At 55.9% G+C, this 14,608-nt stretch carries 16 protein-coding genes; 9 read left to right on the plus strand and 7 right to left on the minus strand.

From position 1 onward, the window contains the following. Nucleotides 1-123: 123 nt before the first annotated feature. On the plus strand, nucleotides 124-1,752 hold the full coding sequence (locus tag ACK13D_RS07730; RefSeq protein WP_187500599.1) for an isovaleryl-CoA dehydrogenase: 1,629 nt from the start codon (nucleotides 124-126) through the stop codon (nucleotides 1,750-1,752). Here ACK13D_RS07730 and bsmA read toward each other — a convergent pair. Together bsmA and ACK13D_RS07740 are read right to left on the minus strand one after the other, a co-directional pair. Next, nucleotides 1,726-2,052 (minus strand): biofilm peroxide resistance protein BsmA, encoded by a 327-nt coding sequence (bsmA, locus tag ACK13D_RS07735; RefSeq protein WP_187491961.1) that lies wholly within the window; start codon nucleotides 2,050-2,052, stop codon nucleotides 1,726-1,728. The two genes, ACK13D_RS07730 and bsmA, sit on opposite strands and share 27 nt — an antisense overlap. A gap of 56 nt (nucleotides 2,053-2,108) precedes the next feature. Next, nucleotides 2,109-4,040, minus strand: coding sequence for a methyl-accepting chemotaxis protein (locus ACK13D_RS07740; RefSeq protein ID WP_163640159.1), 1,932 nt, complete (start codon nucleotides 4,038-4,040; stop codon nucleotides 2,109-2,111). A 158-nt stretch (nucleotides 4,041-4,198) separates the two neighbouring features. On the opposite strand from ACK13D_RS07740, the gene yjfP reads away from it, so the two are divergent. After that, nucleotides 4,199-4,948, plus strand: coding sequence for an esterase (yjfP, locus tag ACK13D_RS07745; protein WP_167430469.1), 750 nt, complete (start codon nucleotides 4,199-4,201; stop codon nucleotides 4,946-4,948). Nucleotides 4,949-4,996: 48 nt separating this feature from the next. Here the strand turns inward: yjfP and ACK13D_RS07750 are convergent, their stop codons facing one another. Beyond that, nucleotides 4,997-5,203 (minus strand): hypothetical protein, encoded by a 207-nt coding sequence (locus tag ACK13D_RS07750; RefSeq protein ID WP_010256150.1) that lies wholly within the window; start codon nucleotides 5,201-5,203, stop codon nucleotides 4,997-4,999. A 405-nt stretch (nucleotides 5,204-5,608) separates the two neighbouring features. On the opposite strand from ACK13D_RS07750, the gene rpsF reads away from it, so the two are divergent. From rpsF to rplI, 4 genes are read left to right on the plus strand one after another with little or no spacing between them, the layout of a single operon-like run. Continuing rightward, nucleotides 5,609-6,004, plus strand: coding sequence for a 30S ribosomal protein S6 (gene rpsF, locus ACK13D_RS07755; protein ID WP_003855334.1), 396 nt, complete (start codon nucleotides 5,609-5,611; stop codon nucleotides 6,002-6,004). Between the two features lie 6 nt (nucleotides 6,005-6,010). Beyond that, nucleotides 6,011-6,328: a primosomal replication protein N gene (priB, locus tag ACK13D_RS07760; RefSeq protein WP_010256154.1), complete on the plus strand. Its 318-nt coding sequence runs from the start codon at nucleotides 6,011-6,013 to the stop codon at nucleotides 6,326-6,328. 4 nt (nucleotides 6,329-6,332) lie between these two features. Continuing rightward, complete coding sequence (gene rpsR / locus ACK13D_RS07765) at nucleotides 6,333-6,560, plus strand: 30S ribosomal protein S18 (protein ID WP_002210155.1); 228 nt, start codon at nucleotides 6,333-6,335, stop codon at nucleotides 6,558-6,560. 39 nt (nucleotides 6,561-6,599) lie between these two features. Then, nucleotides 6,600-7,049 carry a 50S ribosomal protein L9 gene (gene rplI, locus ACK13D_RS07770; RefSeq protein ID WP_010256429.1) on the plus strand — a complete coding sequence of 150 codons (450 nt, stop codon included), beginning with the start codon at nucleotides 6,600-6,602 and terminating at the stop codon, nucleotides 7,047-7,049. 82 nt (nucleotides 7,050-7,131) lie between these two features. Here rplI and ACK13D_RS07775 read toward each other — a convergent pair whose 3' ends face one another. Beyond that, a complete protein-coding gene (locus ACK13D_RS07775; protein ID WP_149917073.1) occupies nucleotides 7,132-7,809 on the minus strand; it encodes a LysM-like peptidoglycan-binding domain-containing protein in 678 nt (225 codons plus the stop codon). Between the two features lie 219 nt (nucleotides 7,810-8,028). Here ACK13D_RS07775 and fklB point away from each other — a divergent pair, with 219 nt between their 5' ends. Further along, a complete protein-coding gene (fklB, locus tag ACK13D_RS07780) occupies nucleotides 8,029-8,649 on the plus strand; it encodes an FKBP-type peptidyl-prolyl cis-trans isomerase (protein ID WP_010256433.1) in 621 nt (206 codons plus the stop codon). 47 nt (nucleotides 8,650-8,696) lie between these two features. Here the strand turns inward: fklB and ACK13D_RS07785 are convergent, their stop codons facing one another. Further along, nucleotides 8,697-10,640 (minus strand): bifunctional 2',3'-cyclic-nucleotide 2'-phosphodiesterase/3'-nucleotidase, encoded by a 1,944-nt coding sequence (locus ACK13D_RS07785; protein WP_050680379.1) that lies wholly within the window; start codon nucleotides 10,638-10,640, stop codon nucleotides 8,697-8,699. A gap of 293 nt (nucleotides 10,641-10,933) precedes the next feature. Between ACK13D_RS07785 and cysQ the strand changes: the two genes are divergently transcribed. Beyond that, on the plus strand, nucleotides 10,934-11,677 hold the full coding sequence (gene cysQ / locus ACK13D_RS07790) for a 3'(2'),5'-bisphosphate nucleotidase CysQ (protein WP_010256437.1): 744 nt from the start codon (nucleotides 10,934-10,936) through the stop codon (nucleotides 11,675-11,677). A gap of 74 nt (nucleotides 11,678-11,751) precedes the next feature. Here the strand turns inward: cysQ and ACK13D_RS07795 are convergent, their stop codons facing one another. Then, nucleotides 11,752-12,309: a YtfJ family protein gene (locus ACK13D_RS07795; RefSeq protein ID WP_010256439.1), complete on the minus strand. Its 558-nt coding sequence runs from the start codon at nucleotides 12,307-12,309 to the stop codon at nucleotides 11,752-11,754. Between the two features lie 314 nt (nucleotides 12,310-12,623). Here ACK13D_RS07795 and ACK13D_RS07800 point away from each other — a divergent pair, with 314 nt between their 5' ends. Then, nucleotides 12,624-12,830 (plus strand): DUF1107 domain-containing protein, encoded by a 207-nt coding sequence (locus ACK13D_RS07800; RefSeq protein ID WP_003855513.1) that lies wholly within the window; start codon nucleotides 12,624-12,626, stop codon nucleotides 12,828-12,830. 146 nt (nucleotides 12,831-12,976) lie between these two features. On the opposite strand, the gene ACK13D_RS07805 is transcribed toward ACK13D_RS07800, so the two are convergent. Then, the gene (locus ACK13D_RS07805) at nucleotides 12,977-14,299 is read right to left on the minus strand and encodes a hemolysin family protein (RefSeq protein WP_010256442.1); all 1,323 of its coding nucleotides are present in this window, start codon (nucleotides 14,297-14,299) and stop codon (nucleotides 12,977-12,979) included. Between the last annotated feature and the right edge of the window lie 309 nt (nucleotides 14,300-14,608).

The raw sequence follows: 14,608 nt of genomic DNA on the forward strand, positions 1-14,608 counted from the left end.
CAAGAGAACGAATCCCGATGAGCTTACATGAGTAAGTGATTCGGGTGAGTGAACGCAGCCAACAAAAATGCAGCTTGAAAGGCGACGGGTATACTTACTGAGTGACATCCGCGAGGAGTGGTTATGACCTGGACAACACACACCGTTTTTAATCAGCCCCATCCTCTGAGCAACAGCAACCTGTTCCTGTCTGATACGCCACTCGGCGAGGCACTGTCACGCGAAGGCGCCGGATGGGATCGGGAGTGGCTGGCTTCGGTAGGCCGACAGCTGGGCAGCGCCGAGTCGCTGGAGCTGGGCCGGCTTGCCAACGCGGAGCCACCTGAACTGCTGCGCTACGACGGCCGTGGCGTACGGATGGATGAAGTCCGTTTTCACCCCGCCTGGCACCTGCTGATGCAGGGTGTCTGCGCCAGCCGCCTGCACAATCTCAGCTGGCATCCCACAGTACGTGAACAGGCCAGCGTGGCGCGCGCTGCGCGCTTTATTCTGCACGCGCAGGTTGAAGCGGGCACGCTTTGCCCGGTGACCATGACGCACGCGGCCATTCCATTGCTGCAGACTTATCTGCCCGCCGCGTTTGAAGGCTGGCTCGATCCGCTGCTCAGCGATCGTTACGACACCCATGCGCAGCCCGGCGACCAGAAACGGGGTCTGCTGATCGGTATGGGCATGACGGAAAAACAGGGCGGCAGCGATCTGCTCACCAGCACCACCCGGGCCGAGCCGCTGGCGGCGCGCGGCCCGGGTGAAGCCTACCGGCTGACCGGCCACAAATGGTTCTTCTCGGTGCCGCAGAGCGATGCACATCTGGTGCTGGCGCAGACGCCCGCCGGATTAAGCTGCTTCTTCCTGCCGCGCCTGTTGCCTGACGGGTCACGCAACGCCATCCAGCTTGAGCAGCTTAAAGATAAGCTGGGTAATCGCTCAAATGCCAGTTGTGAGGTGGAGTTTCGCGATGCGACCGGCTGGCTGCTGGGAGAAGAGGGCGAAGGCGTGCGGCTCATCCTTAAAATGGGCGGTATGACGCGCTTCGACTGCGCACTCGGCAGTCATGGTCAGATGCGGCGTGCATTCTCGGTGGCACTCTGGCATGCACATCAGCGCCAGGTGATGGGGAAAAACCTGGTGGATCAACCGCTGATGCGTCAGGTTCTGGCACAGCAGGCGCTGCAGCTGGAGGGACAAACCGCGCTGCTGATGCGGCTGGCGCGCGCCTGGTCACAACCGGCAAAACCGCATGAGGTCACGTTTGCCCGCTTATTCACTCCGGCTGCAAAATATCAGATCTGCAAAGCGGGTGCCCCGTTCGTCGCGGAGTCGATGGAAGTGCTGGGGGGCATCGGCTACTGCGAAGCGAGCGAGCTGCCGCGCCTCTATCGTGACATACCGGTCAACAGCATCTGGGAAGGGTCGGGCAACGTGATGTGTCTTGACGTACTGCGCGTGCTCACCCGTCAGGCAGAGGTTTCGGAGATGCTGAGTCAGGAATTTGAAGCGGTGAAAGGGAGTAATCGTCATTTCGATGCGCGCTGGCGTCAGTTACGGCTGCGAATGAGCAAAGTCCCCGAAGAGCAGGCGCGCGAGGTGACCCGCACGCTGCTGCAGCTTGCGACCGGCGCTCAGCTACTGAAATATGGCGAACCGCCGCTGGCGGATGCATGGTGCCAGCAGTGGCTCGATCGGCGTGGCTCCCGCCCGCTTGAGACAGCAATCACAGACCGTTTACTGGCCCGTGGCTGTGGCAGGTGATGCGCCGTAAAGAATCGCGCTGGCGTACCAGAGACCGGGCATTACCGTTTCACTCAGCGCCACGATCTGATAGTAAGCCGCACCGGCCTGGTTAGCCCGGGTGGCCACGGCCCGCCCGGCATCATCCGGTGAGCCGCGCACGTTAACGGTAATATTGCCCAGCTTTGGCAAACCGCCACTCTGCGCCCGTGAAATCTCCTGCGCCTGTTGCGTCGGGGCGGGCGGTGCTTTTGGCGTGGTCTCAAGCGCGGAACAGCCTGCCAGCAGCAGGCTTATCACCAGTAAATAAGCGAAACGCATAGCAAAACCCTCTTTCAGGACGAAGCATTAAGTGTATGCCATCGCCCTGAATGACGTCAGGATTTAAGGCTGAATACGCTGACCAGCTGGGTCAGGTGATGCCCTTTATCACTCAGGTTCTGCGCGCTGTTTTCCGCCTGTGTCACCAGTTCGCTGTTCTGGTGAGTCGCCTGGCTGATCTGGTTCATCGCCAGATTAACCTGGCCGATTCCTGCCGCCTGCTGCTGCGCCGCCACGTTGATCTCGCCCATCAGCGCCTGCACCTGCTCGATGTGGGTCACAATGTCGCTCATCGCATCGCGCGTCTGCTCAGATAATTGATGGCCTTCCGCCACGTTGCTGATGGAGGTCGCAATCAGTCCATCAATCTCTTTAGCGGCCTGCGCAGAACGCTGTGCCAGCGCACGCACTTCTGCGGCCACCACGGCAAAGCCACGGCCCTGTTCCCCGGCACGTGCCGCTTCAACGGCGGCATTCAGCGCCAGGATATTGGTCTGGAAGGCGATCGACTCAATCACGTGGGTGATATCTGCAATGCTTTGTGATGAAACCTTAATCGCCGACATGGTGTTGACCGAGCGCACGACCGTCTGGCTGCCGTGACTGACGATATCGCTGGCTTCGGCCACCAGTGACATCGCCTGACGCAGGCTGTCTGCGGTGTGTTCAACCGTCGCGCCAAACTGCTCCATGCTGGCAGAGGTCTGCTCCACGCTGCTGGCCTGACGCCCGATCTGCTCGCTGATGTTATGACTGCTGGCCGCGATGGTGTCTGTGCCGTCGCTGATCTCCTGCGCCGCGCCGCGTACCTGGCTGACGATTTTCTCCAGACCATCGCCAATGCCGTTGATCGCAACGATCAACTGGCCCACTTCATCGCGACGCTGGGTATCCATATGGACCTGCAGATTCCCGGCGGCATATTGCTCCGCCAGATGGATCACCTGCTGCAGCGGACGGGTAATCGCCCGACGGCTGTACCAGACAAACCCCAGCGCAAAGACCACCACCAGAATCAGTCCGGTTATCAGGAACAGGTTACGGCTATGCGTAATCGGGGCGAGCAGGCTTTCACGGTTAACTTCGCCGGCGATCACCCAGTTCCAGCCCGGCAGCTGCTGCCAGGCCAGAATCTGGTGCTCGCCGTTGATCTCTGCCTGCAGCATGCCCTGCGGCTGAGTCAGCAGCGGCTGGAGTGTCGCGTCATCCCAGGCGGGTCGTTTTCCTTCGTTGTGCTGATCGAACAGATACTCTCCCTGCGTCTTACCGGGTGTGCCGTTGAGCACAAAGAAATGACCACTATCACCCAGCTTGCGTGCCAGGATTTTTTCACGCATCAGCGCATACTGCTTATCAATGCCAACGCCGACAAACAGGATGGCGACAACCTTGCCACTCTCATCTTTTACCGGCTGATATTGTGTGATGTAGCGATGGCCGAACAGCGTCGCCAGCCCCTGATAGACGTCGCCCTGACTGACGCTTTTCCAGGCGGCGCCGTTGCGGTCAAGCTGCGTACCGATTGCGCGACTGCCATCCTGCTTTTTCAGCGAGGTGGAAATACGGATAAAATCATCGCCGTCACGCACAAAAATGGTCGCCACGGCGGCGGTGCGTTCGGTGAAATCGTCTACCGCGGTCTGGTCGAGGTTCAGCGTTTTTAACCCGGCGCGCAGCACCGGCGTCGAAAAGGCACCGACCTGCACCCGGGAGTCTTCATCCAGGCTAAAGCGCTTAGGCAGGAAGCTGGTAAACAGACTGGTGTAGTGAGCCACCTCTTCGGTGAGAGTGGCGTTGAACATGGTGGCCATTTCACTGATGCCCTGCACCTGGTTTTGCATGTCATCGATGGCGAGATTTTCCAGCTGCCGCGAAGCGGTGTGGCTCTGGGTTAGCGTCAGAACCAGCAACAATAACGCAACGCTGAGAGACGTCAGTACAGACAGCTTAACTCCAAGACTCAGGCCGCTGAGAGAGAGACGCTTCATAAATTACCTTTGATCAAGTTAGGGGGACACAACATCAACGGCAAAGCGCGGGAAAAGTTTAGGCCGAAATCTGGCGACTAAACGCAGCAGGGGATTTCGTAAATTAACCCGCAGACGTACACTCAATCGGCACGCCTTGCCCCTTCTCAGGAGAGACAATGATTGAACTCACCACAGAAACGCTGGCCGGTATCGAATGCCTGCATGCCACGCCTGCCGGACAACGGCATCAGCCACTGCCTACCGTGCTGTTTTATCACGGCTTTACCTCTTCAAAAGAGGTCTACGCCTACTTCGCTGTCGCGCTGGCACAGGCGGGGTTCCGGGCGGTGATGCCGGATGCAGATCTGCACGGCGCGCGCTATCACGGTGATGCCGATGCACGCCTTGGTCGCTTCTGGGAGATTCTGAAACAGAACATTGATGAGCTGCCGCAGCTGGAATCGGCGCTGCGCGCTGACAATCTGATCGCCGGCGAGCGCTTTGCGGTGGCGGGCGCGTCGATGGGCGGCATGACGGCGCTGGGCGCGATGGCGCGTTATCCGCAGATTCAAAGCGTCGCCTGCCTGATGGGATCGGGCTATTTTATGCAGCTCAGTCAGTCGCTGTTTCCGCCGCTGGTGGCCGACACGCCTGAGCAGCAAGCGCAGTTTGCTGCCCGCATGGCACCGCTGGCCGACTACGATCCCTGCAACCGGCTGGAGGCACTGGCAAACCGTCCGCTGCTGTTGTGGCATGGTGAGGCGGATGAGGTGGTGCCCTGGGCGGAGAGTATACGGCTGGAGAGGGCGCTGCGTGACAACGGGCTGGCGCAGCATCTGACTTCGCTGTCTGAAAAACAGATTGGACATAAGATCACGCCATCAGCATTGACGGCGCTGGTCAGCTTTTTTAAACAGCAGCTATAAAAATGAGCGGGCGGAGAGTGGATCTGCCGCCCGTAAATTTACCGGCACTTACCAGTGCGCAGACGATTTTTCTGCTGCTCTGGCAGGCGCGTTGACCGGATTCTTTTGTGGCGCATCCAGCCGATTAACATAGATATAACCCGATGCCGCTTCGCTGCTGTGACTTCTTATCTGCTGCGCACAGTCAGCATTGCTGGCAAGAGCGGGTGGAGACAGGAAGAGACCCAGTAAAGTGGCGATGACGAACGTTTTCATGCCCGACTCCTCACTTCAGGGAACACACTCTGTTAGACGCCGATAAGCCAAACCGTAGCGTCTGCATTAAGTTTAGCGACTGTGCACATTATCGCCAGATCGTCCGCCTGAAGCTCTTTATCAGCTTTTTTGAACCTTTCCCGCTTAACGCGCTGTATTCACATGATTAGCACGAAAAGCTACCGTATATGGCACGCCGGATGGCATTTGTTGAAATGTGCGCTTGAGTTTAGCCGTCGCCGCCAGTATGATTACGCGTCAATTTTTCAGCCGCATTCTCAGGCTGTGTCCCACAAACGCTCGTCACAACGAACCTTTGTGGGACACAGCCTATAACGTTCCTTGCTTCCATGGGCCGCGGTTGACCCCGACAGGAGGCTGAATAATCCGTAAGGAGCAATTTCGATGCGTCATTACGAAATCGTATTTATGGTTCATCCTGACCAGAGCGAACAGGTTCCTGGCATGATCGAGCGTTACACTGGTGCTATCACTGGTGCAGAAGGCACGATTCACCGTCTGGAAGACTGGGGCCGCCGTCAGCTGGCTTACCCGATCAATAAACTGCACAAAGCGCATTACGTTCTGATGAACGTTGAAGCGCCGCAGGAAGCGATCGATGAGCTGGAAACGAACTTCCGCTTCAACGACGCCGTTATCCGTAGCATGGTTATGCGCGTTAAAAACGCGGTAACTGAAGCATCGCCGATGGTTAAAGCGAAAGATGAGCGTCGTGATCGTCGCGAAGATTTTGCTAACGAATCCGCTGATGAGTCAGATGCTGGGGATTCTGAAGAGTAATCCATCGTGACGGTTAATCGACTTCGCCTGTCTGGCACTGTGTGCAAGACGCCGGTTCGAAGAGTTAGCCCGTCAGGAATTCCTCACTGTCAGTTCGTGCTTGAGCACCGCTCAGTGCAGGAGGAGGCCGGGTTTCACCGGCAAGCCTGGTGTCGTATGCCGGTTATTATCAGCGGCAGCGCCCATCAGGTGATTACTCAACATATAACGGTCGGCACGCAACTCACACTCGACGGTTTCATTAGTTGCCATCAGGCACGAAATGGCCAGAGCAAAGTGGTGTTCCATGCCGAGCAGATTGAATTGATAGATTCTGGAGACTAGCCTAATGGCACGTTATTTCCGTCGTCGCAAGTTCTGCCGTTTCACCGCGGAAGGCGTTGTTGAGATCGATTACAAAGACATCGCAACGTTGAAAAACTACATTACCGAAAGCGGTAAAATTGTCCCGAGCCGTATCACCGGTACTCGTGCAAAATACCAGCGTCAGTTGGCTCGCTGCATCAAGCGTGCGCGTTACCTGTCTCTGCTGCCGTACACTGATCGTCATCAGTAATCGGCAACTGTCCATTAACGACTTTAAGAGGATAAGGTAATGCAAGTTATTCTGCTTGATAAAGTAGCAAACCTTGGCACCCTGGGTGATCAGGTTAACGTTAAAGCGGGCTACGCTCGTAACTTCCTGGTACCACAGGGCAAAGCTGTTCCTGCTACCAAGAAAAACGTTGAGTTCTTCGAAGCACGCCGTGCTGAACTGGAAGCCAAACTGGCTGACGTTCAGTCTGCAGCAACTGCACGCGCTGAGAAAATCAATGAACTGGGCACTGTAACCATCACGTCTAAAGCGGGCGATGAAGGTAAACTGTTCGGTTCAATCGGTGCCCGCGACATCGCTGATGCAGTGACTGCAGCTGGCGTTGAAGTGGCTAAGAGCGAAGTTCGTCTGCCGAACGGCGTTCTGCGCACTACCGGTGAGCATGAAGTAAGCTTCCAGGTTCACAGCGAAGTATTCGCGAAACTGAACGTGAAAGTAGTTGCTGGTTAATCTTTATTAACTGAGCACGACACAAACGCCGGCCCTGTGCCGGCGTTTTTGTTTTTGTGCCTTTCAATCGCCGCTGTTCGCGTTACTGCGCGCGAATAAAGCTGCCGTCTGGCTGACGTGTAAACAGCACCGGACCGTTTGCGCCCTCCACCGTCAGACCTGTTACCGCCCCCTGCGCATCCTGACGGATTTTCACCTGCTGACCACTTTTCAGTGAGCTGAGTGGCTGATCGCTGCCTTCCACCCGCGCCATCGCAAACACATCATTGACCGGCAGACTATTATCACGAAACAGCTGCGCCAGCGTCTGACCGGAAGCGATGGTCAGATTGCGCCACTCGCCCTGAGAATCGGCTTTTGGCGTCTGCTGAGACGGTGAGGATGACGGCTGGCGGCTACTGTTGTTCTCATAAATATCCGCCTGCATCGGCACCTCTTTCTCCGTCTGGGGTGCGACCGGCTGCTCGACCGGATAGCGCAGCGTGCTGGCGGGCCAGAGAAACGCCACCAGCATCACCAGCAGTGCGGCCACAATGCCACGGCGGTGCGGCGCAGGCAGCGGGTCCATCCAGCGAATGTGGTCGGTAAAATGCCAGATACGCTGAAGCCATGTCGGCAGGCGGGATGACGTGTCTGAAGCCATTCGGGGTTCCTCCTCTCCGGCAGGCTGCTTTAGCCTGCGTGCGGCCAGCCAGGTCTGCAGCCGGGATACAAGATGTTTTGCACGCATCCTGCGGCGTCGTGGGGCTATCTGGCCCATGTTTGCTCTCTTATTCGTGTGCTACAGAGGGGGTGATCCCCCCGATAGTTATAGTATGGGCAATACCGGCGCGAAGTGCCTGCCAGCATTGATAAAATTGACGGCTCTATTGTTTCTCTTTCCCCGGCAAAAGTCATCTGCGATGCAGGGCATTTTACGCCAGCGGCCTGCGCTGCTATGCTGCCCGTTCGAATTTATCCGAGAGTGAAAGGAACGAAGATGACTACCCCTTCTTTCGACAGCGTCGAAGCACAAGCAAGTTACGGTATTGGTTTACAGGTTGGCCAGCAGTTGCTGGAATCTGGTCTGCAGGGTCTGCAACCAGAAGCACTGCTCGCGGGTCTGCGCGACGCGCTGGAAGGGAACTCGCCGGCCGTACCGGTTGATGTGGTTCATCGCGCACTGCGTGAAGTGCATGAACGCGCTGAAGGCGTGCGTCGTGAGCGCACCGAAGCCATGGCCGCAGAAGGTCAGGCGTTCCTGCAGGAACATGCGCAGCGTGAAGGCGTGAGCAGCACCGAATCAGGCCTGCAGTTCAGCGTGATTACGCAGGGCGAGGGTCCAATCCCATCACGTCAGGATCGCGTACGCGTTCACTACACCGGTAAACTGATCGACGGCAGCGTATTCGACAGCTCTGTTGCCCGTGGCGAACCGGCGGAATTCCCGGTAAGCGGCGTAATTCCAGGCTGGATTGAAGCGCTGACCCTGATGCCGGTTGGCTCAAAATGGGAACTGGTGATCCCACAGAATCTCGCGTATGGCGAGCGCGGTGCGGGTGCCTCTATCCCACCATTCAGCACCCTGATCTTCGAAGTCGAACTGCTGGAAATTCTGTAATATCCGGATGCTGCAACCCCCCCCCGGTTGCAGCGTTTTCTTCCGCCTTATTTCTGCTGTAAATTCACCTGCCACAGAGCAAAGCCGATCGCATCTGTCCCTTTGGGCTGAAGCGGATATTGCGCATGCTGCTTAATAAATCCGGTTGCTTTATCACCCGGTGCCGTTTCAAACTGAATGTCGAGCGGGGTGGATGAGGTAATCGGTGCCAGCCGCCAGTTATTGTCCGCCTTCGGCTGAACTTCACCGTGCGCTTTGGTTTCCGCGCTGATATAGGCTGCAACCACGGAACGGTTCTCATCCGGCGAGGCAAAGGCGATGTATTTATCTCCGGTGCCGGCAAACTTACCGCCGTAAGCGCGATAGTTATTGGTCGCCACCAGGAAGGTCGCCTGTGGATCGACGGGTTTACCCTGCCAGCTAAGCTGACGGATACGTGAGGCCTCAGGATGGATCAACTGACACTCTGCGTCGTAGCGCGCGGGCTGGGTCACATCAATCTGATAATTAACCCCGTCAATCACATCAAAGTTATAGGTGCGAAAATCCCAGTTGATCAGCGACTGCGTTTTCGTGCTGTGGGGATCGATCTGATTAAACTGGCCCGCTGAGCACTCCAGCCACTCTTTTACCTGCGCACCGGTGACTTTCATGACCACCAGGGTATTGGGATAGAGATAGAGATCGGCCGCGTTACGGAAGGTCAGCGCGCCTTTCTCCACTTCGACATAGCTGGCCGGATCGTTTTTACGTCCGCCCGCTTTAAACGGCGCTGCAGCAGAGAGCACCGGCAGGCGGCCCAGATCCGGATCGCCCTGAATGAAATGCTCCACGTAGGCGCGCTGGGCATTATTGACGATCTGTACCGTCGGATCGTCCTGTACCAGCGACAGGTAGCTGTACATCACATCGGCGGACTTGCCGATGGGCTTCGCCACAAACTCTCGCGTGGCGCGGTGATCGTCAGCCAGTACCTTCACCAGCGCCGGATCCTCTGCCGCCAGCGATTTCTTCGCTGCGGTATCGTAAATTGGCCGCGCCTGTGCTTTGCCGCTGCTCACCTGCCAGCGTCCGCCCTCATTGTTCAGCACCAGGTCAACCACGCCAAGGTGATCGCCCCACATGCCTGGCATCACCGCCGGAATACCGTTCAGGGTGCCGTTGGCGATATCTGCACCCTTGATGTCAGCAAACTCCTTGCCGGGGAAGACCGCATGCGCATGACCAAACAGGATGGCGTTAATGCCTTCCACCTGGCTGAGATAGTAAACCGAGTTCTCCGCCATCGTGTGATACGGCTCGCTGCTCAGGCCGGAGTGGGGAATAGCGATAATCAGATCGGCGCCCTGCGCGCGCATCTCAGGCACGTAGCGGCGAGCCGTTTCGGTGATGTCATCGACGCGTACCTTGCCCTGCAGGTTGGCTTTATCCCACACCATGATCTGCGGCGGCACAAAGCCGATATAACCTATCTTCAGGGTCTGCGTTTTGCCCTCGCGATCAACCACCGTGGTGGATTTGATGAGGTATGGGGTAAACAGCGGTTTGCCGCTCTTCACATCAATCACGTTGGCGTTCACATAGGGAAAGCGTGCGCCCGCCAGCGCTTTTTTCAGGTAGGGCAGGCCATAATTGAATTCATGATTGCCGAGGTTACCGACGCTGTAATCCAGCGTGTTGAGCGCCTTGTAGACCGGATGGATCTCGCCCTCACGTAATCCTTTGGCCGCCATGTAGTCACCCAGCGGGCTGCCCTGAATGATGTCGCCGTTATCGACCAGCAGGCTGTTTTTCACTTCCTGGCGTGCGGCGTGGATCAGCGTGGCGGTTCGCACCAGGCCAAACTTCTCGGTTGGCGTGTCTTTGTAATAGTCGAAATCCATCATATTGCTGTGCAGATCGGTGGTTTCCAGTATCCGCAAATCCACCGTCGCCGCCTGGGTGGCGACGGAAACGCTCAGTGCCAGTAACATCATTCCGGGCTTAAACATGCTTGCTCCTGCTGCAAAATAAATAAGGATCTCAAAATAATGTAAAAGCATGACAGATAGTCATTTTAAATCGTGATGGGTATAACGTTTTGGCGCATCGGTCAGCGACGGATTCTTAAACCATGGAGGCGTAGCGGCACAGGCGTGGCGATAAATGGGTAACTATGATATTGATATATCTATAAATTGAATCGCCGGAGTGCCTGTAAATGGGTACTTCAGGCGGAACTGCTAAAATGTCACTATCTGACGATGAGCTGATCCTGCAGCAGACAGACACAATGAGGTGAAAAATGTTAGAGCAAATCTGCCAACTGGCACGCGAAGCAGGCGACGCGATTATGCAGGTCTATAACGGTGCCGCGCCGCTTGACGTTTCTCACAAATCGGATGATTCGCCGGTGACCGCCGCGGATATCGCTGCACACGAGGTGATCCTCGCTGGCCTCAAAAAGTTGACGCCTGATCTCCCCGTGCTGTCAGAAGAAGATCCGCCAGCCTGGGAGGTGCGTCAGCACTGGCAGCGCTACTGGCTGGTCGATCCGCTGGATGGCACCAAAGAGTTCATCAAGCGTAACGGCGAATTCACCGTTAACATTGCGCTAATCGAAGCGGGCAAGCCGGTAATGGGCGTGGTCTATGCGCCAGTGCTGGGCGTGATGTACTCCGCTGCAGACGGCAAAGCGTGGAAAGAGGAGGGCGGTCAGCGTGAACAGATTCATGTCCGTGATGCGCGTCCTCCGCTGGTGGTGGTGAGCCGTTCACATGGCGACGACGATGAGATGAAAGAGTACCTGAAGCAGTTAGGTGAACATCAGACCGTCGCGACCGGATCCTCACTGAAATTCTGCCTGGTGGCAGAAGGAAAAGCCCAGCTCTATCCCCGTTTCGGACCCACCAACATCTGGGATACCGGCGCGGGCCATGCCGTGGCGATGGCGGCGGGCGCGCATGTGCACGACTGGCAGGGTAAAACTCTGGACTACGCGCCGCGCGAATCCTTCCTTAATCCTGGCTTCCGCGTTTCACTGTTTTAACGCTGTCTGAGCGCTCAGCCTGCTGAAGGCTGAAACCCCGGCGGGCGATTCTCTCCCCACCGGGGCTTCAGCGATTAATCCTTCAGCAGGGAGGTGACCAGCGTAATCACTTTTGTCACTTCATCCTGCGTCAGCGATCCATCCTTCACAAATTTCACCTTACCCTGCTTATCCAGCACCACAATGGCGGAACCGCCCGGCTGTAACTGCCAGGCATGCTGCACATTGCCCTTGCTGTCGACGACAAACTGCGACCACGGATATTGCTGCTTGTTGGTCTCGACGCTGCTACGCACAAACATGCCCGTACCGGGAATGGCATCATCTGTATTCACGATGGTGGTGGTCTGATAGCGATCATGCGGCAGCTTCGCGGCCTTAATCGCCTCGATCAATGCGGCATTCATCTCTTTAGCGGATGAGCGACCCGCGATGTGCTGAACCACGCGAACTTTTCCGCTGAGCTGCGCGCTATTCCAGTTTTTATAGCTAAACTTATCCTGCTGCAATAACAGCTCGCCTTTGTCGTTCACGCCAACGGCCGGTACCCGCATATCCTGCCTGAGGTCATGAGCCATCACGCTTGCCGGTATCAGTAAAGACAACGCTACAGCTGCCAGAATTATTCGCATTGCTATTTCCTTGAGTGATCAGACCAGTTAGTCATTTTACTGCAATAGTAAGCAGGGATGATGCGCCTGTCCTGGAAAGGTGTCAGGTTTGTTATGGCCGCCACAATTCCTTAACCAACGAAGGTTTATACTGTGTTGTGTGAGCCTGATAACAGAGTGTTCTGTAATGATGTGTCAATTCAGTAAAAAAAATCACTTTTAGGAACATTAGTAGGTTTGAGTGTTCTATAGTTATCGCGAATTCGCGCTTCATGGGCTGGAACCAAATTTGGAAACGGCGAAGCGTGCTTAAAAATGTACAGGAGTTAGTCAGTATGAAGATCTTCCAGCGCTATAATCCGCTACAAATAGCGAAATATGTAAAAACGCTGTTCAAAGGAAGGTTGTATATCAAGGACGTCGGCGCGTTCGAGTTCGACAAAGGGAAAGTATTAATCCCGCGCGTCAAAGACAAACAGCACCTGAGCGTGATGTCAGAAATTAACCGCCAGGTCGTTCGTCTCAAACTTGAGTTCAACTAATCATAAGGGCGCCGATGGCGCCCTTAGTGTCTGGCCAGTCAGGCCATTTTATTTGTCACTCTGAACCTGAGCAGTGCCAACAATTCTCACAGACTACGTCACATTCCGGTTGTTCCGCGCTGTCCATGTCCAGACTGCTGGTCATTCTACTCTTCTTCGCTTTTTGTCATGCTCAGCACCGGCGGTCGTTCATCGATGCGGGTGACCAGCAGCTGATCGATGCGATAGCTATCAATATCCACCACCTCGAACTTGTAGCCAGCAAACTTCACAAAATCGGTACGCTTCGGAATCTTACGCAACATATACATCATAAAGCCGCCGATGGTTTCGTAGTTGCCTGACTGCGGGAAATCATCAATGTCCAGCACGCGCATCACGTCATCAATCGGCGTACCGCCTTCAACCAGCCATGAATTCTCATCGCGCGCCACAATCTGCTCTTCCATACCCTGGCCAACCAGATCGCCCATCAGCGTGGTCATTACATCATTCAGGGTAATAATGCCCACAACCAGCGCATATTCGTTCATGATCACCGCGAAATCTTCTCCGGCGGTTTTAAAACTTTCCAGTGCTTCAGAGAGGGTCAGCGTGTCCGGCACGATCAGCGCCGAGCGAATCTGCAGGCCGCTGTTCAGCGCCATGCTCTGATTACCCAGCACGCGCAGCAGCAGCTCTTTGGAGTCGACATAGCCAACGATATGGTCGATATCGCCGCTGCACACCAAAAACTTCGAGTGAGGATGCTGGGCGATTTTGGTTTTGAGGCTGGTCTCATCTTCGTGCAGATCAAACCAGACAATATTCTCACGTGAGGTCATGGAGGAGGGAACGGTACGTGACTCCAGCTCAAACACGTTTTCAATCAGCTCGTGCTCCTGCTTACGCAGCACGCCAGCCAGCGCACCCGCTTCAACCACCGCGTAGATATCGTCGGAGGTGATGTCATCTTTACGCACCATCGGCAGCTTGAAAATACGGAAGAAGACGTTAGCCAGGCCATTAAACAGAAACACCAACGGACGCATTATCAGCAGGCAGAAACGCATCGGGTTGATGATGCGCAGCGCGATGGTTTCCGGTGCGACCATGCCGACCCGCTTTGGGGTTAAGTCAGCAAACAGGATAAACAGGCTGGTGACGATGGTGAAGGAGCAGATAAAGCTGAGCTGCTCCGCCAGTTCCGGCGAGACAAACCGGTTAAACAGGCCGCTGAAAACCGGCGAAAACGCCGCATCGCCAACAATACCCCCCAGGATGGCGACGGCGTTGAGGCCAATCTGCACCACGGTGAAGAACATGCCCGGCGTTTCCTGCATTTTCAGTACGCGCTGCGCATTTACGTTGCCTTCATCGGCCAGCAGTTTCAGTTTGATCTTACGGGCGGCCGCCAGCGAGATCTCCGACAGAGAGAAAAAGGCACTGATTACGATCAGTAACAGAATGACAAGTAAGCTATCTAACATATGAGATCCAAAGGGTTATCCACTTGTCATTTTTGGCCTGGGCAGCGTGGGTAAGCGCAAACAGAGTTGGTTTATCCGTGAAACAAAGCTATCCGTGCCAAAAATGTCTGCGCCAGTTCGACAACAAACGACATGTCGGGGCAGAAATGAAAACAGGCGGCATGCCTGTGGTGGCCGATTATAGCAGGAGCGCTCATTGCGCCGCCAGAGGGCAAACCGCTGCTTAAGGGCGCATTAGCAGCCAGAGCGGCCGGTTACAGACTCGGATTTATCTGAGTGAGTCATATCGGACTGATCATTCCGACCCGC

Origin of the sequence: Pantoea sp. K16 (assembly GCF_048452805.1) — a bacterium.
In the GTDB taxonomy this organism is placed as follows: Bacteria; Pseudomonadota; Gammaproteobacteria; order Enterobacterales; family Enterobacteriaceae; genus Pantoea; species Pantoea agglomerans.